We start from the raw sequence: 23,586 nt of genomic DNA on the forward strand, positions 1-23,586 counted from the left end.
AATATTACCTCAAATGTAGAGACATGATACATCACGTCTCACCAAGATTTGGTTCTAAACTACTAGTTTGAACAATCATGATAACGATGGATCGAATTGTATATATGATGAGACTGGAAACAGCAATGCAAGCGTTCTAGCTCATCTCCAGATTTAGGTTAAGATGGATTACTCCCATACTTGAGTGACAAGAATATTGAGCCATTGATTTCCCGCTGGTTTATTTCTGTACAAAGTTCTCAAATTTGATTATGAAAACAGTTACCCAATTGCAAATTCGCCTTGATCATTATTACCAGCAAATCAAGACGATTATTCTTGCACGTCAAAACCCAATTAGTGGACTTCTGCCAGCAAGTACAGCGGTGACGGCACATGGAGACTATACTGATGCCTGGGTACGGGATAACGTTTATAGTATTTTGGCTGTGTGGGGATTAGGCTTAGGTTATCGCAAAGTCGATGATGACAAAGGACGCACTTACGAACTAGAACATTCCACAGTCAAATTGATGCGGGGACTATTGTTTGCGATGATGCGGCAAGCGCATAAAGTTGAGCATTTCAAACATACTCAGTCTCCCCTCGATGCCTTGCACGCCAAATATAACACCACAACAGGTGATATTGTTGTTGCTGATGACGAATGGGGACATCTGCAACTGGATGCAACATCGATATTTATCTTGATGTTGGCGCAAATGACAGCTTCGGGGTTAGAAATCATTTACACCCTAGATGAAGTTAACTTTGTCCAGAATTTGGTTTACTATATTGGACGAGCTTATAGGACTCCTGATTTTGGTATTTGGGAACGGGGGAATAAGATCAACCATGGCAGTGCTGAACTAAATGCTAGTTCTGTAGGTATGGCAAAAGCCGCTTTAGAAGCCATCAATGGGATAGATTTATTCGGAGTGCGTGGAGGCAGTCAAGCTTCGGTAATTCATGCCCTACCAGACGAAATAGCCCGAACCAGAATTACATTAGAGTCATTATTACCTAGGGAATCCGCATCCAAAGAAATCGATGCTGCCCTGTTGAGTGTAATTAGTTTTCCCGCATTTGCAGTAGAAGATGTGGAATTGAGGGATTCTCCAGGGGAAACATTACTGGAAAGAACCAGGAATAAAATTATTAATCAACTAGCTGGAAAGTACGGTTGCAAACGCTTTTTGCGTGATGGACACCAAACCGTAATTGAAGATAACCAGCGTCTACACTACGAACCTTGGGAATTAAAGCAATTTGAACATATAGAATGTGAATGGCCTTTATTTTTCACCTATTTACTGCTTGATGCTTTATTTCGTGGTGAAAAAGAAGATATTAAGCATTACCAAAAGCAACTTAAAAGCTTATTAATTGAGCGGGATGGTTTGCAACTACTACCAGAACTCTACTATGTTCCCGCCGAAAATATCGAAGCTGAGAAACTAGAACCTCAAAGTCAACCGCGTTTACCCAATGAAAATATTCCCCTAGTTTGGGCGCAAAGTCTATATTATCTAGGTCAAATGTTGAGTGAGGGACTAATTGCCGTTGGTGATATCGATCCTTTGGGAAGATATTTAAATTCTAAGAAAAACCGGGAAGCATCCGTACAAATTGCTCTTTTATCAGAAGATGAAGATTTACAGGCAAAATTAGAAGTTTACGGCATTGAGACACAAACACCCAAAGAAGTAGAACCAATTCAAGTTCGTCAAGCAGAAGAATTAATCACAATTTATACCCAAATTGGTCGTAATGATAAACTAAGTTTAACTGGTCGTCCTCCCCGTAAACCACGCAGCTTAACGACTTCGAGATTATTTCGTCTTGGAAATGACACAGTTGTCTTTTTACCATCTTTCCTAGACTCACAGCAATTTTACTTAACCTTAGATTACCACTTCCTTGTGGATCAACTGCGGAGCGAACTCACCTATATTCACAAATATTGGAATGATTTAGGTCGTCCTACCCTCACCTTAATGTTGACACATACCATCCTCGAAGTTGGTAGCGAGGCATTATTAGAACTAATGCAGGAATTCAAAGATGGAGTATGTAACAGTGTACCCGTCAAACTTGGAAGACTCAACCAATTAATTTTAACAGGAGCCATCGAACGAGTTGACTATCTCCAAGACTTTGAATTTAGCCAGTCATCCGTTCAAGATGCTAAACCCCGTCGTCAATATTTAATCTCAAATTCGGGTAAGAATCTGCAACTAGGACATACTCAAGAATTTCAGATGGAGTACGAAACCAACCAAGAAATGCTACTTTCGTGCTTGCGTTCTTCAGAAAACATCTACGAACAAATTGAATTATTGCAGGCATTAACCCGCTTAGAAGGATTAGAATTTGATACAGGCTTTGGTGGTTCAGAGAACCCCGTCACAATTGGGGACTTACTAGATGAAATTTATACCAAAGCTGGAGAATTAGGACTATGGGCAGTGGTACGACAAGCTGCCGGGTTGATGCAGATGGCAGATATCAGCCTTTCAGATGTCGTCACCAGCATCGTAGTAAGGGGAAAACAAATAGCCGTCGGTAAAGCCTACAGTCAAGACTCATTAATGACTGTACCTTTATCTCACACCGAGATAGTAGAAAAAATCAATAACTTCTGCCGCGAAGACATACGCGATCGCGTTCTCACTCAAGAGATACTTATTTATGTGAGTACCCTCATTAAATCGGAACCGGAATTATTCAAAGGATTACTAACTATCCGTATCGGTTATTTGATTCTCCTACTGACTAGTGAAATTGCTAGGGAATCATTTGTTACCCAAGATGAGGCATATCAAAGACTCATGCAGCTAGCACCATTTGAGGTGAAAACCCGCTTGCGGAACGTCCTCACTGGGTACACAGGCATGAGTAATTTGTTACAACAACAAGAATCCCTACATTTCCGCCAAAAAGCCACTAATATCAACTGGGTGGGTTTATCACCAATCATCGAGGATATGGAAGCACCCGAAGGTGGATGGCGACGTTTTCGCAAAGCTGAAGGTTCAACAGGCAGGGTTCCTAGCGAATTTTATCAAAATGTTTGGTTATTGCTGCAACACTGCAAAGGTGTAGTAATTGGTGACAAACTCGAACGTCGCAACCGCTTAGATAGTGAAACCATGTTAGCGGAAATGACAGCAGGGGAGAAAAATTTTGCCCTAAAAGTAGAGCATTTACTCAATAAAATCGAGTCACCAGAGTATCGCCAAGTTTGCATTGAAACCTTGATGGAAATGGCTGCAATCGTCTCGAAAAACTCCGAACTGCAAATTGATGATTATTTGGTTTTGGATGTGATTATTGGTCATGCTGTGCGTTTAGCTTGGTTGGAAATGCGACCGGAACGAGGTGATCGGTATGATGAGGATAAGGCTTCGGCATGGCGGTCTTTTTATAATACTTCTCCGAGGGAGTGTGAGGGGCATATTGTGAATGCATTTAAATTCTTGGGTGAGTTGGTGAGGGAGTAAGAAATAAAAGAGTTTTAACGCAGAGGGACGCGGAGGAAAGCGCAGAGAAGAGAGGGAGATGGAGAATGAGTTGAGTGGGATGATTATTGGGTGTGGGATGCGGGTGCATTCGTCTTTGGGTGCAGGTTTGCTGGAGTCTGCTTATGAGAGGTGTTTGTATTATGAGTTGGAAAATGAAGGTTTGAGTGTTCAGCAACAGGTTCCATTGCCTTTAGTTTATAAGGGTGTGGAGTTAGATTGTGCTTATCGATTGGATTTGATGGTGGAGAACAAAGTGATTGTGGAAATTAAATCGGTGGAATCTATAAAACCAATTCACTCAGCCCAACTCCTCACCTACCTCAAACTCGCAGATTGTAAACTAGGACTCATTCTCAACTTCAACGTCATCCACCTCAAAGAAGGAATAAAACGCGTCGTCAACAACCTCTAATTTTCTCTCTCTTTCTTCTCTCCTCTCTTCTCCCTTTCTTCTCTGCGCTTTCCTCTGCGATCCTTTGCGTTAAAAAATATTTCTTCCACCAACACATCCTCCCTAGGATAGATTCCCTAAGGTACATCAATATGAGATACCTAAAACTAATTTTGTTCCCCTAAAGAAAAAATTACACTTATGAAACTATCTTTTCGCAGATTGGGCTTCATCTGTGGAGGCGCTTTTTGCTATTTTTTCTTTTCTACTCCCATCAAAGCAGAAATTGTCCCCGATCAAACTTTACCTAATAATTCTGTAGTTAATCCTGGTTGTAATGAGTGTGATATTACAGGTGGAACTAGGGTAGGAAATAACCTGTTTCATAGTTTTGAAAAGTTTACCGTCCCTACTGGTGGTGAAGCTAGGTTTAATAATTCTACAGATATTCAAAATATTTTAAGTCGGGTAACAGGAACATCTGCTTCTAATATTGATGGCTGGATTCGGGCAAATGGTACAGCAAATTTGTTTTTGATGAATCCCAATGGAATTGTTTTTGGAGAAAATGCGAGGTTAGATATTGGTGGTTCTTTTGTGGGAACTACGGCAAATCAATTTAAATTTGGAGATTTAGGTTTTTTCAGTGCGACTAACCCAGAAGCACCGACTCCTTTGTTAACGGTTAGTCCTTCAGCTTTGGTGTTTAGTCAAAGGCAATCGGCTCCGATTCAAAATAATGCTAATGTCATTTTTGGAACATCCTTGAGTTCTGATCCTAATATTAGAAAAGCTGGTTTAAGGGTTCCTGATGGTAAGAGTTTGGTGCTTGCTGGTGGTGATATTAATCTGAATCAAGCTGGCTTAAATAGCTATGGGGGTAGAATTGAATTAGGTGCTGTAGGTGATGCTGGAGTTTTGGGATTGAATGTGAATGTCAATGACATAAAATTAAATTTTCCAGATAACCTAGCCCTTGGCAAAATATCATTAACTAATAACTCTATTATTGATGTGCAAAGTGGCAATGGTGGTAATATCGCCATGACTGCACGGGAATTAAATATTGATGACAGAACTTATTTACTGGCAGGAATCGGTATTCAAGAGGGTAGTGCAGGTAGCCAAGCTGGTAATATTGACCTAAATATCAAAGACGCGATCGCATTAAGCAACAAAGCCGTAATTACCAATAGTGTCTCCCGTGATGCTGTGGGTAATGCTGGCAATATCAACATCAATACGGCAAATCTCAAACTCACTACCGGGGGACAAATTCGTAGCGATACGGGTGCTTTAGGTAATAGCGGTCAAGTAATTATTAATGCTGGTAATGTTTCCCTGGAAGGTAGAACTAGTGATGGTGCAGCTAGTGCTATTTTTAGCAGAGTTAGAGCCAACTCTACAGGGAATGCTGGGGGAATTTATATCAACACAGATAACTTCGCCGCTAGTGGAGGTGCTGGATTATTTAGTAATACCTTCAGTCGCGGAGATGCTGGAGATGTAACTATTAATGCTCCAAATGGAACTGTGAAATTTGCCGGGAGATTTAATTTTGAATCTCCATCTGGTATATTTAGCAACGTGGAACCGGGGGGAATTGGAAATGGAGGAAATATCACTATTAAAGCTAGGGAAGTTTTATTAGTACCGGATGGCAACAACTTTGGTGGAGAATTATTTTCCATTTCTAAGGGTCAAGGTAACTCTGGTAATATCTTAGTTGAAGCAAGCGATCGCGTTGTCCTCCAAAAGCAAGGTGGGATTGAAAATGACTTGCGGGGAGACTTTTTTGCCAAAGATGGAGTTAGTACCCGCCAAGGTGGTAACATCACAATCACCACCAGCCCCACTGGAAATGTTTCCATGGATGATACTGGCTTAATTATTGCCAGAAATGGTGGTAGGGGAAACGCGGGTAACGTATCTATATCTACAGGTACCTTTTCTGCCACAAATGGATCTTTTATCAACGTTGAAACACTTGGTACTGGTAATGCTGGTAGTGTTGACATTACTGGCAAACAGAGTGTCACCTTCGATGATAGTAAGATTACTAGTGGTGTTAAAAAAGATACTACAGGTAAAGCTGGTGATATTCGTATCAACACCGCAGACTTTTTGTTGACTAACAAAGCTGTTTTTTTCGCCAGTACAGAAGGCAAAGGAGATGCTGGCAACGTGATTATTAATGCCAGTCGTAGCGCTAAATTTGACGGCAATAGCATTATTCTTTCCCCTGTGAATGCAGGTAGTACAGGTAATGGCGGTTACATCGCAATTAATACTGATTCTGATGGTAGCGTTGCCTTTACTAACGCTGGAACCATTGCCAACAGTAGTGGAGAGGGAAATGCCGGGTACATATCCATCTCCACGGGGAAGTTTTCGGCGACAAAAAACTCCTTTTTCATTGCCGAAACATTTGGTAGTGGTAACGCTGGTACTGTTGATATCAGTGGTAAACAGAGTGTAGCCTTCGACGATAGCATTATTAATAGTGGTGTGAAAAAAGATAGCACAGGTAAAGCCGGAGATATTCGCATCAACACCGCAGACTTTTTTCTAACTAACAAAGCTGTTTTTATCACTAGTACAGAAGGCAAAGGAGATGCTGGCAACATTATTGTTAATGCCAGTCGGAGTGCCAAACTTGATGGCAATAGCATTATTCTTTCCCCTGTGAATGCAGGTAGTACAGGTAATGGCGGTTACATCGCAATTAATACTGATTCTGATGGTAGCGTTGCCTTTACTAACGCTGGAACCATCGCCAATAGTAGTGGAGAGGGAAATGCAGGGAATATATCTATCTCCACAGGTAAATTTTCAGCAACAAATAACTCTTTTTTTATCGCCGAAACATTTGGGAGTGGCACCGCAGGTACTATTAGTATTAACGCCAAGCAAGATTTAACTTTCAACAATAGTAATATTTTTAATAGCATCAAACCAGGTAGTACAGGAGATGCTGGTGGTATTCGCATTGATACGAAAGACTTTCTTTTGACTAACAAATCCGGTTTTTTCACCAGTACAGATGGTAAAGGTAATGCTGGCAACGTCATCATTAATGCTAGTCGTAGCGCTAAATTTGACGATTTGAGTACGATTTTTGCGACTGTAAATACTGGTAGCACAGGTAAGGGTGGTTTCGTAACGATTGATACTGATCCGGATGGCATTGTCTCCTTCACCAACACTGGTAGAATTATTGCTGCAACTAGTGAAGGAACAGATGGCTCATCTGGCTACATTAAAATTAATACAGGTACTTTATCTCTAACAGAAGGCTCATTTTTGAGTGTAGCAACTGACGGCAAGGGAGATGCTGGTAACATCACTGTTAATGCCAACCGTCTTGTTTTCTTAGATGGACAAAGAGCAGATGGGAATGGCACTAGTATCGGTAGTAACGTCATTAAAAATGGTACTGGCAGCGGCGGGAGGATTGATATTAACACTCCAATATTATCCCTAAGTAATGGTGCGACATTATTTGCCACCGCCGAAGGTAAAGGGCAAGGAGGTAATGTTTACGTTGATGCTAATTCTATCCGCCTAGATAGATTTTCCAGTATTCAAGCAAATACTCAGGGTGCTGCCATAGATCCCACTAAGCAACAAGCAACCATCAATTTGCGATCTCAAAGTTTAATTCTGCGTCGTGGCAGTAATATTACCACAAATGGCGATGGCGATCGCGTAAGCGGTGGAAGCATTAATATTAATAGCGATGTCATTGCAGGTTTTGAAAACAGCGATATCAGCGCTAATTCTAGCGGCTTTCGCGGTGGAGATATTAAAATTACTACTCAAGCGCTTTTTGGCATCAGACCCAGTTCCACTTTAACTGATGAAAGCGACATTACTACCAAGGGTGCAACCCCAGATTTAGATGGGAAAACCGAGATTGACACACCTGATACTGATCCTAGTAAAGGTTTAATACAATTATCCCGTAATGTCCTTGATGCCAGTAATCAAATAGATCAAACTTGTCCCAGAGATATATATTCTAAACCTTTAGGTAAATTTATCATCACTGGACCTGGAGTTTTACCATCTAACCCCCTAGAATTTCTTACAGGGACACTGGAAGATAATCAACTAGCAACCTTAGAAGAACAAAGAACAAATCAAACGGTTGCACCATCAATTATTAACACCCAAACTTCTCACCCTCCAAATACAATTGTCGAAGCCCAAGGATGGATCAAATCTCCCGATGGTACAATATTCTTGGTTGCTAACGTCCCCCAAACTATTCCCTATTCCCAACCTGCTGCATCCTCATGTTTAAGCTTAGATTAGCAAATGAATTTAGCAGCATGAAAGTCAAGATTCTGATTACCATCGCCCTGAGTATACCAACATTTTTATTCGCGCTGTTGGCTGGAAGTCAACCCTTGGGAAAACCATCCCTAACTACAGCAGATTGCCAATTAAAAAAGTGGTATTTACCTTTTAAAGGCAATTCACCTGTATTGCGATCGCGTTCTGGAATAAGCTGTTGTCAAAAGGATGTTTCTTGTCTTGATGAGCAACTTTGGGGAGAAAAAGGCGATAAAAAAGCATTAATCACCTCTATCAATCGCAGTCTCCAATATTTACAAACCCAAAGGGCAGTCAAAGACTATCAAGATTATTCAGTCCCCGAATTTACACGCGATCGCGTCGTCGCTAGTTTACTACGTTTCCGTCAACTAGTCCAAAATACCCAATCACCTATCGAACTCCACAACGCAATTACCCAAGAATTCGATATTTACCAATCCATCGGCAGTGATAAAAAAGGTGGAGTGCTATATACTTCCTACTACGAACCCATATATACAGCCAGTCGCGTCCCCACAGCCGAATTCCGTTACCCAATTTACCGTATTCCCCCGGATATCAAACAGTGGCAAAGACCACACCCCACCCGCTTAGAATTGGAAGGTGCAGACGGACTCCAAGCAGAAAAAACTAAATTGAAAGGATTAGCATTCTTTTGGTTGCGCGATCGCTTAGAGCCGTATATGATGCAAATCCAAGGTTCTGCTCAACTCCAACTTACAGATGGGAGTCGCACCAGCGTTGGTTATGCTGGTAACTCTGCACACGACTACAGCAGCATCGGTAAAGCATTAGCTGATGATGGAAAGGTACCCTTAGTGGGTATGACAATGCCCAAAATATTAGAGTATTTTCATAAATACCCACTAGAACTGAATACGTATATACCCAGAGACAAAAGCTTTGTGTTCTTCCAAGAAAATAAAGGTTCTCCGGCAACAGGTTCCATTCAAGTAGGACTCACTCCAGACCGTTCTATAGCCACCGACAAGTCATTAATGCCACCCGGTGCATTAGCATTAATTCGTTCCTACCTGCCCTTTCCAGACCCCTCTGGAGCCATGCAACATCGCGTCGTTAGTCGTTATGTTCTTGATCAAGATACGGGAGGTGCAATTAAAGGTGCAGGACGTGTAGATTACTTTACTGGTTCCGGAAAAGTTGCTGGAGAACGGGCAGGTGTCACCGTCGGACATGGACAACTTTTCTATTTACTGCTCAAACCTCAAAAATCAGTCAATAGATAAATATCAATAGATTTGAAAAAGGAAATTTATTTTAAATCCTCTCTTCTGACCTTATGTCAACACTATGAAAAAAAACTTAACTTAAAAAACTCAAAATCTCAAATCAGAAATATTACTATCTCAATCTGTATATCAAGAATATTCCCACATCTACTCTTCTACACAAATTATGAAACTTATCAAAAAATTCTCCGTCACTCCTTTGTACTCTCTACTCTTTTTCCGTTCGTTTTTAGAGTACTGATAGTAACCACGGAGTATCTAGCAGCACTCTTTATTTGGTGTGATAGCTTTTGGAAAAATTTCCAGGAGAATAAGGGTAAAGTTAGTTTATCAAAGTCAGCAACTCTACCAATTTTCCATAATTAAATTTAAGTATTTCTCAGTTAAAAAAGTTCTAAATTGATCGCAACATAGAAAGTTCCTTTGGGTTAAACTCCGTCCCACTCAACTTACTAGTATTTTGCGATTATTTTCCCTTGCCCAAATTAGATTAATTTAGATAATCTTAGGAGTTAAAAGTGATTGGAATCCTAGTTGATGCAGACTTAATTTTAGATGCCTTAATGAATCGTAACCGATTTATGGGGAATGTCGATATCTTATTCGATCGCATTCATCCTTTAATTAAAATGTACATTACAGATATTGGGTGGCAAAAAATCTATACCTATGCTAGTAAATTTCAAAATGTTAAAACGGCACAAGCAATTATAGATTGGTTGAAAGAAAAAATTCAAGTTTGTCAAGTCCATCAAAGTACACTTCAAGAAGCGCGTTTATTACCCATTCAAGACTTTGAATCGGCTGTAGAACTAGCCTGTGCCAGTAGTCATAATTTGGATGCGATTGTCACTCACAAAGATTATGATTTTGCCGCAGCAGCAGATAATTTCTGGATTTGGTCAGTAACTGATTTAAAAATCAGAATTAACTTAGAAAATCAACTCCAAAAATCTCAAATACAGAACTCAGAAGAAAATTTCACCTGCCAAGATTTTTAGTGCTAAATTTTGCCTTCAATAATTATTTATCAAGGGGACTGTGTAAAGCAATAAATTCGATTACATTTATTAAACCAGCTTGAGTCTTTAGATTAGTAAAGACAAAAGGCTTTTCTCGACGCATCTTTTTAGTATCCCGTTCCATGACACCCAAATCGGCACCCACATAGGGCGCTAAATCAGTTTTATTAATTACCAATAAATCAGATTTAGTAATACCGGGACCACCTTTACGAGGTATTTTATCACCAGCAGCCACATCTATGACATAGATAGTTAAATCTACTAATTCCGGACTAAAAGTAGCTGCTAAATTATCGCCACCACTTTCAATAAATACCAAATCTAAATGGTCAAAACTGGCTTCTAGCTGTTCAACCGCAGCCAAATTCATCGAAGCATCTTCCCGAATTGCCGTATGGGGACATCCACCAGTCTCCACCCCCAGAATACGCTCCTTTGGCAACGCTTGCGATCGCACTAAATACTCAGCGTCCTCCTGGGTGTAGATATCATTAGTCACCACTGCCAAATTATAGCGATCGCGCATTCCCTTACACAAGCCATCCACCAAAGCAGTTTTTCCCGAACCCACAGGACCCGCGACCCCGACACGAAATGCGTTCATATTAGTTAGTTATCAGCTACAACTCAGGCTGAGATTTAAATTCTCCACCTCACTATATAACTGTAGCGTGCAGACTGCACGCTACAGACTAGTAGAGACGTAGCACTGCTACGTCTGTTCATCATTTTTCACAGATATCTATTGTGTTAAAAAACACCTACTTCCCACCAATTACGCCACCATCTTGACGTGTAATTACGACGGTTGCAGAACGGGGACGACCTGGTAAGCCGTATCCCTGACTATGGGGCCAGTTACTATACTGAGTTGGGTTTGATGCTACTGCATCATCTCCAGGATGCTGAATATTAATAAACATTGTTTTGCCATCAGGTGTAGTAATAACACCTGTCACCTCACAATTGGTAGGACTAGTGAGGAAGCGACGAACTTGCTTAGTATTGGGATCAGCACACATCATCACGTTTCCACCGATGTTTTTCCAATCACCTAAAGCATCCCCAGCTTGGTCAGTTTGAATCCACAGACGACCGAAATCATCAAACCATAAACCATCTGCTGCGCCAAAGTCATCACCATTGATATTACCTTTGTGATTGGGATCAGGGTCAAGTTTGTCACCAGCTTCCACAAAGATATCCCAGGAAAAAGTAGCAGCTGTCACCGAACGTCCAGCCTCCCGCCAGCGGATAATATGACCATAACGGTTATCTGGACGGGGGTTAGCAGGATCCACAGGAGGACGCGCACTACCTGCGGCAGTGGTACCATCTACTTTATTCGAGGAAGGTGGTGTACCACCACGACGACTGTTATTTGTCAAAGTACAGTAAACTTCAATCTCGTCAAAACCTTTGATGCGGGGTCTGACAGCAGTCCATTCTGGACGATCCATCATGGTGGCACCTAGACGATCTGCTGCTTGGCGAGTTTTTACCAATACTTCTGCTTGACTTCTAAAACCGTTTTCAGCAGTTAAACCGTTTTGTCCATGAACTAAAGGCAGCCATTTACCTGTACCATCATCATTAAATTTGGCAACGTACAGAATACCATCATCCATTAAATCTCGGTTAGCAGAGCGTTTATTAGGATTGAGTCGGTTGGTACAAACAAATTTGTAGATGTACTCGTTACGCTCATCATCACCCATGTAGAAGGCAACACGATTCTGATCATCCACAACAACTTGGGCGCTTTCATGCTTAAATCTTCCCAGAGCAGTACGTTTAACTGGTTTGCTTTGGGGTGCAAAGGGGTCAATTTCCACTACCCAACCAAATAAATGAGGTTCTAAGGGGTTAGTGCTGGCATCAAAACGAGGATCAACCTCATTCCAACGATAACCACTAGTTTTAGGGATACCATAACGAAGTTGCCCTGGTACAATATCAGATGCTTGTAAACCAGGTGGTACAACTACATCTGTGGGTGCCGCAAAGTTACCATTCCAATTTTCTTCGCAGGTAAGATAGGTACCCCAAGGTGTGTAACCGTGGGCGCAATTATTGATAGTTCCATAAGCAGTAAAACCATCATTCAAGACATAGCTATCCACAGAACCTGTGGGAGTGATAAAAAATTTCTTGGATTTGAGTAATGTGTCTCCAGCAGCCGGACCAGAAACACGCATCTCTGTATTCGCTGTGATTCGACGACCATAAGCAGAACGCCGATCAACTTTCCACTTATCCTGTTTATTTTTAAATATCTCTACAACGGATACACCATGTGCAGCTTGGGATTTGCGAACTTTCTCAATGGTGACTTTGGAACCAGGTAAACCTAATTGAGGTGCGGTTGCAGTTGCCGGAGTAAAACTCAATCCATCTGGGTGCAGGAGTTCTTCATGGGTATATTCATGATTGACACAAAGAATACCTCTTTCCGATGAACGTCTACCAGATTTTTGTATGGGGAAATAGTGCATTCCATCAGCGTGCATCCCAAACTGGGTTTCCTGAATGGCAGAACCTTGGGAAGCATTGGGTAGCCAATCGGGGGCACCGGGCATAATTGGATCGCCCCAAGCTACTAAAACCTCGGCATTGTATCCCGTGGGAACTGAGACTAAATCCTTTTCTAGGAGTCCAGTGGCTGGGTTATTCAGGTTTGGTGGGATACTTTCAAAACCAATACCTTGAAAACCCTTGCTGGGAGGGATAGGTGATGCTTGGACTGTTTGTAAGAAACCGCCAATGGAAACTTGACCTAGTATGGTTGCCGCAGATGCACCAGCAGCCGTAAAAATGAATTTACGGCGACTCATACGTGCAATAACATCCTGGATTGACTCGTTACCAGATGGGTTAAGAGTCACATTATTTTTTGGGTGTTGGGAGCCTTTCATTTTGTGTCTTCTCCAATAAAGATCAGAATCAGTTTTTGCTTGAGATGAAATAAAGATCGAGTTGAAAGAGTTAGGGATTTAAACCCACAACCTGAAACCGCCAAACCTGAGATTTTAGCGGGGGAATTAAAACAATTCGCAATACTCGCAGAGCGAGAAGTAAGCTACGCAAGTAAGTTTTGTGACGGGGTAAAATCCCCTACACAACAGGGACTACCCTCGTTGATTGCTGGGAACTTCAACCCCCAAAGTTCGTTAAAACCGAAGGATAGCTTGGATACGGGATGTATCTGGGTAAAAGGGCTTTGTTTTCGATTAAAAAATTTCCCCCTAGCTCCTACCTTTTTCCTTTCCCGAAACAATTAATTGCTGCTACTTGAAAAATAAATCAGCGAATTAGCTTGTATGAATTCATACTTTAACTAAATTTAACGAATACTGTCATTAGACTACTCATTCAGGAATGCTTTAGTTTTGCTATTGTGTCAAATTTATCCGTATTGCTAAATGATTCCGCGAAATTATTTAGACGTTGCTGAAGTTATAACTACCGAAAATATACGGCTTTAAGGATAAGGAGTAGTGATTAATTGGTTAACTTCTGTCTAAATGTTGGTAATTTAGGAATCTCTTGGATTCTTTTTCCAAGTTCGTATTCGACCTCATCTAGTTTGAGAAATATCAAGGGTAGTAGTCTGTCAATTTTATTTTGACGGTTATATACACATCCACAATCCTGTAGAGACGTAGCACTGCTACGTCTCTACAACCATCATTTTTATCTTGACAGACTAGTAAATGTTGTACTATTTATCTCAACTTCTAAATAATCTTGTGTATAAAGTTTCGTGTTGCATACTTGCTAAAGCTAAACCCCAACTGCAACAACCTAAATCATCATCTGATACTGCCATTGCTTGCTCTACAGTCTTAATCAATAGTCCCTGTAAGTCTTTGAGGAGAATTTGCCCAGTAGTTTGTCCTAGGGGAATTAGCTTAATACCGGCGGTAACTAAATTAACTAACCAGCTATGTAAATATCCCAATAAAGTTGCCTGTAGATTGATACCAAAAAAAGTGGCTGCAACTGTGAATGCGATCGCATAATTAATCCCACAGTTACAATTATCCCCGATTTGCTCAAAAATCTCTTTCATTTTGGGTTCCAACTCTATCAATAAACGCACCAAAGCCCGTCCCATTTGCTGACTAGAGTTTCGCAATTCTTCGGTTTCTCGCGCTGCTGACAACCATTGATTCCAATACTTCAGGGTTTCTAAATCATTAGTTTCTGCGGCTTTGTACACACGCACCATCACCGCAGCTTCCATCCCAATTGCCCCGTAACGCAATTCTGATTCTAACCATTGCTGTAACGAACTAGAGCATCTGATCTTCCCATAATCCACCAAGGTTTCTAAGCCTTCGGAATAACTATATGCTCCCACAGGTAAGCTAGAACTACATAACTGCAATAAAAATAAAAGCTGACTATCAGTGTGCATGGGTGTGTGCATGTGAATGCTGTCCATAAGCACCTGCTTCTGGTTGAAATGGTAAAATTTCCGCTTTTACTTCCAATCCCAAATGCTCAATCATCGACTTCAAAACAGGATCAGGAGACAAACGTAAATAACTGGCAGTAATCTCCACTGCAACATGACGATTCCCCAAATGGTATGCAACCCGAAGCAATTCTAAGGTATCCGCAGCAGTCACAGTTAAAACTGGCTCAAATTTAGCCACAACCCGCACCAGATAATTACCAGATTCATCTAATAAAATATCTCCATTTTGTAAAACGGTACCCCTTGGTAAGCGCAAAAAAACCACCTCTCCAGCTTGAGTTTCCCAGCGATGACGACTGCGGGTTCGTTCTTCTGCCGTAAGTTCCAAAGTGAGAGTTACCGCTGCATTTGCGTTTGGAGGTTGGCGTTGTGTAAGAGTTAGCATCAAGATAACTGTGATTGAACATCCTGATAACAAACTATAACGTTTATGCGTGCATTCCCATTAATTATTTAGACAAAAAAGTTATGAGAAATGATTGGGAACCAAATCTCATAACTAACCATAAAGTGGCTATAGCGTGAATTGACACTTATTAGATTAAGCAAGATATGCCGCTATCTCTTCGGTCTGAAGATACAGATTAATTTCTATCAAAAGTCGTACCTCATCTGGGGGATAGCTGATTATCTAAAAAACGCTACCGTAAAGGTGACAAACTCAGGTTACTTAAAAAATAGTGAAAAAAACAAAAAAAGAGGATAGTGTTCATTTGCCCCAAGAAATCACACAGTCCTACGGTACAGGTGTTAAACAAATGCCGAACTATGACATGAATGGAAAAATAATAAACGATGACGACGCTGAATACACCCAAACCAGTCCCATACTTACAGGTGGTGACGTTGACGCACAGTGGCAAGATGCGGATGCAGTCGGTGATGAAGCAGTTGGTGGTAGTTCACCAACTCCCGACCAAAGTGTAACAGAGGAAATAGCTGCTGCTGTGGGTGTGGAAATTGACGATGCCACACCTCTGGGTACTTACGATATGTTAGAACAACGCGATGAGCAACGGTGGGAATTAGACCCCAGGTCTAATTAAAAAGTAAGTAATGAGTAAGTTTTGTAACGGGGATTTTACAAGGCAGCTTTGCGGCGGAAGTTTCCTCCACAAAGCTACCGTTGTTAAGCAGGAGACTTAAACCTCCAAACGTGGTTAATATTTTTAAATTAACTTTAACTGCGTATCCTGAGACTGTGTTGTTAATAACTGCTTATCGTTATTAACTTCCGTCCAAATTTCTTCATCTTTGGATAATAGTTGGTCAGCAATTTCCAGCATTGATGCAGCAATATCTTTTAAATCTTCCCGATTACTTAAATAGGTTTTTAATGCTTCCATTGGGTCAATACTGCTAGATGAATTAAGTTCGGGAATCCGGGGACGAGCTAATTGACTCAATAATTCTGGTTGAATTGTATAGGTGTGTGCCGCAGTCAAAGCAGTATGTAAAGCACTACTTTCAATCAAGTCTAACTGCTCCGAACGTAACTTATAAATTAACCGCACTACGGCATCTTGAATATTATGCTTAGATATTGCCTTCATAATTAATGCTTGCGGATCCTCAGCTTTGGATACATCCACATCAATTGTGCGGAAGGGACGCGCAGGTAAGACACAAAATTCCCAATCTGCGTTACCTTTTTCCAATTCAATCATCACGTAACCCTTATCTTCCTTCTCTTCACTAAAATCCACCCTTTCAATACTCCCTGGGTAAATTACTGGGGGATTGTTGGTTTTATTCAGATTTTGGTGACGATGCACATGTCCCAAGGCAACATAATCGAAACAGGGACGTGTCATCAAAGAAAGGGGTAATGTAAAGCCTTTGCCTACAGCTAAATAGCGTTCAGCCCCTAGTGTAGCGTTATCTGCCATGAGGTGAGCTAGGAGAACAGTTGGCACATCTGGATTTAAGCGGCGAATCTCTGCCTCAATTACAACGCTTAAGCGATCGCTTAATAATTGGTTAATTTCTGGAACTGATAACCCATCAGTCTCTTGACGTGTCATTAATGCCGAACGTGTCAACCAAGGCAAAGTAATAATTTGAATTGAACCACTACGGGTTTCAATAAAATGAGTTTTGACTGTATCTCCAACTACAAAGCCAGGAACACCCAATGTGCGGTAAATACATAGACTAGCACCCCCTAAGCCCTGAGAATGTTGATCGTGATTACCCACCAACAAAACAGTGGGAATATTGGCATCCACCAAACGTCGAAACTGTGATGCGAAAGCTTCTTGTACATATGGTGCAGGTGTTGCATCCGGAAACGCATCACCTCCAAATATCACAATATCCACAGGTTCGCTGAGGGCGCGGTCGATACACAATGAAAGTGTGTTGACAAAATCTTCTAAACGTGTGTTTAAACCTGTTTCCGAGTTAATTCGTCCGTGGGAAAATCCACTTCCCATATGAATATCGGATAAATGAAGGATTTTAATCATGATTGTGAAGGGTTAAGGTAAGAATATGAAAATTATGAAAATAAACCTTTAATTATGAATACAAGTACATGCATTGTTACATACTTGACATTCTAATTTGAAAAAATATCAGCAGATACGGTCATTTATACTAAGTTAAGTAAAGGTTATTAAATATTTAAGTATTTTCTAAAAATAAGTATAAGTATCTTGATATTGTTGACACCATCCTTAATAAATATATGGCGCTTATCAAATGAATACTTCAAAAACTCCTAATTCAGTGGGTGTCTCAATTGCTATGGGCATTATAGTGATTATGACAAGTATTTGCATTATTGCCATCATGAACAACTTTTAGATAGTTTTATACCCATTTCAAAAGTCACTGCAAGACCTGTAACTAATTGCAAGTTCTTTGCTTAAACAAGTAAACCTCATCAACTCCTGCTGTATTAATAGCAGTTGATGAGGTTTTAATTGAATATAGGACTACTATTTGATTTCTGAAAAGACACGTAGGGTATGTTAGCGACAGCGTAACGCACCATTTATAAGGGTTTGGTGCGTTACGACGTTCCGTCTTTTATTGGATGCCGTCAGGCTATACGCACCCTACAGTACCTAATTTTGTAAGTGCAAAGCACAGGCTACGCCAACAAAAATCAAACCGGATTCCTATATATAAAAAACCTTCAAATTAAAATGGGATAGGCAGTAAGCCCATCCCGATTTAATTAATTGTATTTGAGAAATAAACATTTATTTGGTAGATGACGTATTTTTGTTTGTGCTAATGCTTATGCTGTCTTTTGTTTTTTACTCTTAGCTACTACCATACCGCCAACAGCTAGTAATCCTAAGATTGCCCCAGGTTCGGGAACAGCCTGAGTCACTCCTCTAACTGCGATCGCATTCACGTCAAAACCATCTCTCCCATCAGCCACTTGAGATTTATCTACCACTCTGACGTACTTGTATGTGTCATTATTGCCAATCTGAAGTGTCGCACCTTCTTTTTCTTTGTAAGCGCCATCAGCAATATTTTTAATCGTACCAATTGATAACCAATTCTTTAAATCGTTACCAACGAATATTTGTATCCGTTCATCGTGATATGACTGCTTTTCATTAGCAGAACCCCAAGTTGTTTCCCATACAGTAACTTCCTTAGTAAATTTCTTGCCGAACTCAAAGATTGCTTCTCCACCTAAACCTAAACTCAGAAAATTCTGGTTTTTAGTGTGAAAGAATTTTTCCACATCAGCTTCTTCACCTTTATATCCTTTATCATAACTACCTAATGCATTATCTGTTATCCTTCTCCAACTAGTTTGAATTCCCTGACCTTCTTTATATTCAAGAACATTAGTCGCAAAATCTAATGTTCCTGCAAATACGGGAGTTGTACTTAAAGCAGTTGCTGCAATGGAAAATGGAAGTAAAGTAGAAAAAACTTTCTTAAACATGGATTTTATTCTCTTTCGTTTTGATGTGTCTATTGCTTGCTAACCAATTAAGCTTAATCGGCAGAATCATGAGTGCTTTTTCTATTGTTTGTTTGCAAAACTTATGGGAATTACAACAATGATTCCAGTACATTCAAAGTTAGAGACTTAGCATTGCTAGGTCTCTATAAATATCTATCTGTGGCGTTTTTTTTAAAATTGATATTAATTGGATTTCAGAAAAGTATTTATTTGGTAGATGACTTACTGTTGCTTTTGCTAATGCTTATGCTGTCTTTTGTTTTTTGCTCTTAGCTACTACCATACCGCCAACAGCTAGTAATCCTAAGATTGCCCCAGGCTCAGGTACACTTGCCGGATCGACGCGGAATGTGTGGTTATCGGTTTCAAAACCACCACCAGTAGTTTGGGAAAGAACAACTCTATTGAAGTTTTCAGTTTTGTTTCGAGCAAAGATTTCAAAGAAAGCGTTCTTTTCCCCACCGTGTTGAGAAGCGGAAACAGATGCGAGATTATTCATCTCGTCATAATCCATTGATTTGACAAGGGTGTCACCATTAAAGAATTTGATTGTGTTACCGACGCTCAAAGCACCTGCATCAAAACCAAAGTAGTTAAAGGTACCTTTTACAGCTTCAATAATTGTGTCTTTCCCTTGGAAAACTGCTAAATATTTAGAAGTATTCACTTCAGCATTCACGCCAGATGGTGCCCATTGATCGGCATAAATGCCTGTTTGCCCAGAATAAGCTGTAGTGGAGTAACTACCATCTCCAGAAAATGAGTATTTAACTTTATCATTACCAGGAACCCCACCGTTATTAAAATCGAGGGTTGTATAGTTAGGATTATTAACTTGATTTGAGAAAGCACCTTCATTGGTGGCAGCATCACGATATGAACCACTGCTGTATGTTAATCCCAAAGCTTGAGCAGAACCAGCTTGAGCCACAGATACGATAGCAGATAAAGCAGCAATTGAAAGAAGTTTCTTAAACATTTGTCGTAGCCTTTTTCTCGTTTTGATGTGTCTATTGTGTGCGATCTAATCAAGCTTTAGCAGCAGAGTTATTACTGCTTTTTGTATTTTTTGTTTGCGAAATGAACATGTTTTTAAGTTAACTCATGATTCCTTTTATCTACTGATCCTGATGACCCTGATGTGAAGATACAGTCTGTGAAACTATTGTTAAATATGAGGAGTTCATAAAGTGTTCAGTAATTTCAAATATCTGAACATCTGTGGTTAAAAATCTTGGATATTACTTTACTATTAGTTTGTTTTGTGTGTAATTCTGAAAAAGTAAATCAAACAAAAAAACAGCGATGACTAACGACGCAAAGCAATACGCACCAGCGACACAGCGTAATCGTGAGGTGATTTTAGAGGTTTTGTTGGAAGTTTTACCAAAAACAGGGACTATTTTGGAAATTGCCAGCGGGACAGGTGAACATGCTGTGTTCTTTGCCCCGCGTCTCAAACCCCGTAGATGGTTGCCTTCAGATCCAAATCCTTCGTCTCGTGCTAGTGTTGCGGCATGGATGGAAGATACTGGGTGTGATAATTTGGATTCACCAATTCAAATTGATGCATCTATGCCAAATTGGGTAGTGGAAACCACTGCAAAACCCCAAACTCCCGTCACAGCAATGGTGAATATTAACATGATTCATATTTCACCCTGGTTGGCATGTTTAGGATTAATGGCAGGTGCCAACAGAATTTTGAGTGCTGGTGGTATCTTATATATGTATGGTCCCTATAAAATAGATGGACAACATACTGCCCCCAGTAACGAAGCCTTTGATGCGTCATTGCGATCTTCAAATCCAGAATGGGGTATTCGTGACTTGCATCAAGTAATTGCTGCTGCTAAAGCTGAAAATTTGAATTTCCTCAAAACTGTCCAAATGCCTGCAAATAACCTTTCAGTAATATTTGAGAAGGTAGAGGGCTTTTCTGAAAAGGTATAAATTAGCTGACGCAATGTCGCAATATTGCTTTGTGTGGGAGTATAGTCAAAATTATTAAAAATATGTAGGGGTAGGGGTAAGTAGCTGGGTAGAAATAAACAGAACTATGTAACAAAATGTAAATTTACCTCATAACAGGAGGCACAGCCACCCCAAATGTTTGCGCTTACCCCTACTCACTACTCCCTGACTACAACAATAATTTTTTCCCGCTCACCTAGTTAACACATGGGATTATATATCCTTAACTGCTGCACCCTTAACTACATCTCTCTCCACTAACTGCGTTTCCTGAGAACTGCGGACATATTTTGTCACAAGAGTGCGAGGTACAAACCTAACTATTGTTGCTAAAAGCTGATTTTTCCAACCGGGAATCACTACAGTTTTATTTGCCATCAAACCGTGATATCCGATTTTTGCCACGGTTGCTGCATCCATCATTTTAGTTCCTTGGGCAACTTGAATTTCAGCCATCCCAGTTCTTTGATGGAAAGCTGAATGTGTGGGTCCAGGACAAAGTACAGTTATAGAGACACCAGTACCTTCTAGCTCGTTAGCGATCGCTTCGGAGAACGAAAGGATGTATGATTTAGTGGCAAAGTAAACTGCCATCAATGGACCTGGTTGAAAAGCAGCAGTGGAAGAAACATTTAATATCTTACCTTCACCGCGTTTCACCATATCCTGAAGAAAGAGTTTGGTTAAATGGGTTAAACAAACCAAATTTACCTGTAACATTTCCAGATCAGATGTCACATTACTATCGGTGAAAAAACCCAATTTCCCAAATCCGGCATTATTGACTAAAACATCAATTTTGATTGACGCTTCCTGCATCTGATTATAAATTTCTAAAGGAGATGTTGGTAGGGATAAATCTTTAGTTACACCTGTAACTAAAACGTTAAATTTATCTTTAAATTCAGCAACAACTTCAGCTAATTTTTGCTCATTTTTATCTACTAATACCAGGCTATAACCGTCACTGGCAAAAAGTTGAGCAAATTCGTAGCCAATGCCGTTTGCGGCACCTGTAATTAGGGCAGTTTTGGGAATTTTATCCCGATCAATGGGGTTCATAATTGATATCAACTAAAGTTTTGAGAACTGGAAAAATCAATCGCAGAGTAAATATCAAAGTCATCATGGAAAGCTTTTTCCTATAACTTTCGATGATTATCAAGGAATTCAGTCATTAAAGCTAACACACACAAAGCATGAATGACTATTTGGGGAATCCAGCCCCGATGGCTATTATCATCAATATTTCTCTATCATAGCGACTCAAAGTAATTATATTTGCCTATTTAGCACTATTACTAATTACTGGATTTTAGATGTTATTAAAGCTACAAAATTCTCTATAAATAAAGTAATAAAAAGACTTTTATGGTAATTTAATTGTGAAATTTAAAAGGCTTTCTAGTCCAGTTCAATCTCAAGTGCGAAATTTATGTCTGATGTTAACTACACCCAACAATTGCAAGGGTTGATGCGAAATGCAGAAATTACCAGTTTCAATGCATTATGTCAGGTTGCATGTGTTTCTCGGCGACAACTATTGAAGCTACGCAGAGGAGAAGTTGAACAAGTTAAAATTGAGACATTAATTAAACTTTCACAAGCTTTGAATATTTCTTTAGATGCTCTAATAAATGGGCTTTTACCTTTGGATGTCAAATGTTCTTTTAGTAATATTACTGAAACTGATACAAAAAATGTAACTTCTGTTCTTGAAAAGCAGGAAACGTTAAAGCTAGGAGAAAATTTTACAGAGGAGCAAAAGCAGGTAGTTTTGGAAGGATTCCAGCAATCTTGCTTAGAAATTCTCGAATCGTTGTTGTTGCAACTGCCAACAGTAGCACATAAAGCGAGGGAAAATCCTCAGTTACCTGCTGTGAATATTCTACCACTGCTAGAAAAGCCATTAGAACGATTATTACAGGCTTGGGGAATAGAAGCGATCGCACAAGTTGGAGAAGAGGTTTTTTACAATCCTCAACTACACCAACCGATGGAAGGAAATATCTTACCAAGTCAAATAGTCAAAGTTAGGTATGTTGGATATCAGCAGCGGGGAAAGCTGCTATATCGTGCTAAAGTTAGCCCAATTCTTAACAAATAACTAATTTCACCAACGAATTACATATCACATTCGATTATTCTTTAACAAAAATTAACTATGCTCTCATAATATGTATTAACTGGCAACAATTCTTAAAATGAACTATGATGGACGCATAAAACAGCAATCTACACATTCTTGCGATAAATACTGAAATATGCAAACCGAACAAGTGAAAGTTTTTCAACCCATTGGAAATTTTGATGCAACGAAGTCACAGGAGTTTCGTCACTTACTTTCTCAATTAACACAATGTAGTACAAAAGTTGTGTTAGTGGATTTAAAAGATGTAACTTTCATGGATAGTTCTGGACTTGGTGTTCTAGTTTTGGCATTTAAAAATTTGAGAGCAGCCAATGCTAAACTAGTTATCTGTTCAATTAATGAACAAGTCAGAATTTTGTTTGAATTAACTGGAATGGATAAGGTCTTTGAAATTTTTGCAAATCAACAAGAATTCGAGAAATCGATGCTATCTAGAGCCTAAGTAATTTATTATCAACAATTGTTGTTACATTTAATCTATCAAATAAGTCAAAATTTAACCCCTTTAGTTTCCGAAAATCGGGAAACTA

The 23,586-nt window shown here is 39.9% G+C and carries 17 protein-coding genes; 9 read left to right on the forward strand and 8 right to left on the reverse strand.

Features of this window, described 5'->3' with window-relative positions:
- The first annotated feature begins 251 nt into the window (after positions 1 to 251).
- The 5 genes from CAL6303_RS04325 (at position 252) to CAL6303_RS04345 (ending at position 10,486) form a co-directional block, all read left to right on the forward strand.
- The gene (locus CAL6303_RS04325) at positions 252 to 3,482 is read left to right on the forward strand and encodes a glycoside hydrolase family 15 protein (RefSeq protein ID WP_015196612.1); all 3,231 of its coding nucleotides are present in this window, start codon (positions 252 to 254) and stop codon (positions 3,480 to 3,482) included.
- A gap of 58 nt (positions 3,483 to 3,540) precedes the next feature.
- The gene (locus CAL6303_RS04330; RefSeq protein ID WP_015196613.1) at positions 3,541 to 3,915 is read left to right on the forward strand and encodes a GxxExxY protein; all 375 of its coding nucleotides are present in this window, start codon (positions 3,541 to 3,543) and stop codon (positions 3,913 to 3,915) included.
- 180 nt (positions 3,916 to 4,095) lie between these two features.
- On the forward strand, positions 4,096 to 8,211 hold the full coding sequence (locus tag CAL6303_RS04335; RefSeq protein ID WP_015196614.1) for a filamentous hemagglutinin N-terminal domain-containing protein: 4,116 nt from the start codon (positions 4,096 to 4,098) through the stop codon (positions 8,209 to 8,211).
- Positions 8,212 to 8,228: 17 nt separating this feature from the next.
- Positions 8,229 to 9,482 (forward strand): murein transglycosylase A, encoded by a 1,254-nt coding sequence (locus CAL6303_RS04340; RefSeq protein ID WP_041739084.1) that lies wholly within the window; start codon positions 8,229 to 8,231, stop codon positions 9,480 to 9,482.
- A 521-nt stretch (positions 9,483 to 10,003) separates the two neighbouring features.
- Positions 10,004 to 10,486, forward strand: a complete 483-nt coding sequence (locus CAL6303_RS04345) for a PIN domain-containing protein (protein ID WP_015196616.1) — start codon at positions 10,004 to 10,006, stop codon at positions 10,484 to 10,486.
- Positions 10,487 to 10,508: 22 nt separating this feature from the next.
- Here CAL6303_RS04345 and ureG read toward each other — a convergent pair whose 3' ends face one another.
- The 4 genes from ureG to ureE all read right to left on the reverse strand — a co-directional run bounded on the left by ureG (position 10,509) and on the right by ureE (position 15,378).
- Positions 10,509 to 11,114 carry an urease accessory protein UreG gene (gene ureG, locus CAL6303_RS04350; RefSeq protein WP_015196617.1) on the reverse strand — a complete coding sequence of 202 codons (606 nt, stop codon included), beginning with the start codon at positions 11,112 to 11,114 and terminating at the stop codon, positions 10,509 to 10,511.
- A gap of 157 nt (positions 11,115 to 11,271) precedes the next feature.
- Complete coding sequence (locus CAL6303_RS04355; RefSeq protein WP_015196618.1) at positions 11,272 to 13,425, reverse strand: PhoX family protein; 2,154 nt, start codon at positions 13,423 to 13,425, stop codon at positions 11,272 to 11,274.
- 815 nt (positions 13,426 to 14,240) lie between these two features.
- On the reverse strand, positions 14,241 to 14,942 hold the full coding sequence (locus CAL6303_RS04360; RefSeq protein WP_041739087.1) for an urease accessory protein UreF: 702 nt from the start codon (positions 14,940 to 14,942) through the stop codon (positions 14,241 to 14,243).
- Entirely contained in the window at positions 14,920 to 15,378 is a 459-nt protein-coding gene (gene ureE / locus CAL6303_RS04365; RefSeq protein ID WP_015196620.1) for an urease accessory protein UreE, read from the reverse strand. The genes CAL6303_RS04360 and ureE overlap by 23 nt, the downstream gene beginning before the upstream one ends.
- Before the next feature lie 295 nt (positions 15,379 to 15,673).
- Here ureE and CAL6303_RS04370 point away from each other — a divergent pair, with 295 nt between their 5' ends.
- Positions 15,674 to 16,039, forward strand: coding sequence for a DUF6335 family protein (locus tag CAL6303_RS04370; RefSeq protein ID WP_015196621.1), 366 nt, complete (start codon positions 15,674 to 15,676; stop codon positions 16,037 to 16,039).
- Positions 16,040 to 16,162: 123 nt separating this feature from the next.
- Here CAL6303_RS04370 and sbcD read toward each other — a convergent pair whose 3' ends face one another.
- The 3 genes from sbcD to CAL6303_RS04385 form a co-directional block, all read right to left on the reverse strand.
- The gene (sbcD, locus tag CAL6303_RS04375; protein ID WP_015196622.1) at positions 16,163 to 17,461 is read right to left on the reverse strand and encodes an exonuclease subunit SbcD; all 1,299 of its coding nucleotides are present in this window, start codon (positions 17,459 to 17,461) and stop codon (positions 16,163 to 16,165) included.
- 779 nt (positions 17,462 to 18,240) lie between these two features.
- Entirely contained in the window at positions 18,241 to 18,909 is a 669-nt protein-coding gene (locus CAL6303_RS31015) for a PEP-CTERM sorting domain-containing protein (RefSeq protein WP_015196623.1), read from the reverse strand.
- 265 nt (positions 18,910 to 19,174) lie between these two features.
- Entirely contained in the window at positions 19,175 to 19,909 is a 735-nt protein-coding gene (locus CAL6303_RS04385) for a PEP-CTERM sorting domain-containing protein (protein ID WP_015196624.1), read from the reverse strand.
- 326 nt (positions 19,910 to 20,235) lie between these two features.
- On the opposite strand from CAL6303_RS04385, the gene CAL6303_RS04390 reads away from it, so the two are divergent.
- Positions 20,236 to 20,883, forward strand: coding sequence for a DUF938 domain-containing protein (locus CAL6303_RS04390; protein WP_015196625.1), 648 nt, complete (start codon positions 20,236 to 20,238; stop codon positions 20,881 to 20,883).
- Between the two features lie 234 nt (positions 20,884 to 21,117).
- Here the strand turns inward: CAL6303_RS04390 and CAL6303_RS04395 are convergent, their stop codons facing one another.
- Positions 21,118 to 21,966 (reverse strand): SDR family NAD(P)-dependent oxidoreductase, encoded by an 849-nt coding sequence (locus tag CAL6303_RS04395; protein WP_015196626.1) that lies wholly within the window; start codon positions 21,964 to 21,966, stop codon positions 21,118 to 21,120.
- 373 nt (positions 21,967 to 22,339) lie between these two features.
- Between CAL6303_RS04395 and grpE the strand changes: the two genes are divergently transcribed.
- Together grpE and CAL6303_RS04405 are read left to right on the forward strand one after the other, a co-directional pair.
- Positions 22,340 to 23,011, forward strand: coding sequence for a nucleotide exchange factor GrpE (gene grpE / locus CAL6303_RS04400; RefSeq protein WP_015196627.1), 672 nt, complete (start codon positions 22,340 to 22,342; stop codon positions 23,009 to 23,011).
- Positions 23,012 to 23,168: 157 nt separating this feature from the next.
- The gene (locus CAL6303_RS04405) at positions 23,169 to 23,498 is read left to right on the forward strand and encodes an STAS domain-containing protein (RefSeq protein ID WP_015196628.1); all 330 of its coding nucleotides are present in this window, start codon (positions 23,169 to 23,171) and stop codon (positions 23,496 to 23,498) included.
- The last annotated feature ends 88 nt before the right edge of the window (positions 23,499 to 23,586 follow it).

The sequence above is a fragment of the Calothrix sp. PCC 6303 genome (genome assembly GCF_000317435.1).
Lineage (GTDB): Bacteria > Cyanobacteriota > Cyanobacteriia > Cyanobacteriales > Nostocaceae > PCC-6303.

Excerpts from the sequence above, each read along its gene's own strand:
- CAL6303_RS04325 (WP_015196612.1), top strand. The coding sequence starts at position 252 with ATGAAAACAGTTACCCAATTGCAAATTCGCCTTGATCATTATTACCAG.
- CAL6303_RS04330 (WP_015196613.1), top strand. The coding sequence starts at position 3,541 with ATGGAGAATGAGTTGAGTGGGATGATTATTGGGTGTGGGATGCGGGTG.
- CAL6303_RS04335 (WP_015196614.1), top strand. The coding sequence starts at position 4,096 with ATGAAACTATCTTTTCGCAGATTGGGCTTCATCTGTGGAGGCGCTTTT.
- CAL6303_RS04340 (WP_041739084.1), top strand. The coding sequence starts at position 8,229 with ATGAAAGTCAAGATTCTGATTACCATCGCCCTGAGTATACCAACATTT.
- ureG (WP_015196617.1), bottom strand. The coding sequence starts at position 11,114 with ATGAACGCATTTCGTGTCGGGGTCGCGGGTCCTGTGGGTTCGGGAAAA.
- CAL6303_RS04355 (WP_015196618.1), bottom strand. The coding sequence starts at position 13,425 with ATGAAAGGCTCCCAACACCCAAAAAATAATGTGACTCTTAACCCATCT.
- CAL6303_RS04360 (WP_041739087.1), bottom strand. The coding sequence starts at position 14,942 with ATGCACACACCCATGCACACTGATAGTCAGCTTTTATTTTTATTGCAG.
- ureE (WP_015196620.1), bottom strand. The coding sequence starts at position 15,378 with ATGCTAACTCTTACACAACGCCAACCTCCAAACGCAAATGCAGCGGTA.
- sbcD (WP_015196622.1), bottom strand. The coding sequence starts at position 17,461 with ATGATTAAAATCCTTCATTTATCCGATATTCATATGGGAAGTGGATTT.
- CAL6303_RS31015 (WP_015196623.1), bottom strand. The coding sequence starts at position 18,909 with ATGTTTAAGAAAGTTTTTTCTACTTTACTTCCATTTTCCATTGCAGCA.
- CAL6303_RS04385 (WP_015196624.1), bottom strand. The coding sequence starts at position 19,909 with ATGTTTAAGAAACTTCTTTCAATTGCTGCTTTATCTGCTATCGTATCT.
- CAL6303_RS04390 (WP_015196625.1), top strand. The coding sequence starts at position 20,236 with ATGACTAACGACGCAAAGCAATACGCACCAGCGACACAGCGTAATCGT.
- CAL6303_RS04395 (WP_015196626.1), bottom strand. The coding sequence starts at position 21,966 with ATGAACCCCATTGATCGGGATAAAATTCCCAAAACTGCCCTAATTACA.
- grpE (WP_015196627.1), top strand. The coding sequence starts at position 22,340 with ATGTCTGATGTTAACTACACCCAACAATTGCAAGGGTTGATGCGAAAT.
- CAL6303_RS04405 (WP_015196628.1), top strand. The coding sequence starts at position 23,169 with ATGCAAACCGAACAAGTGAAAGTTTTTCAACCCATTGGAAATTTTGAT.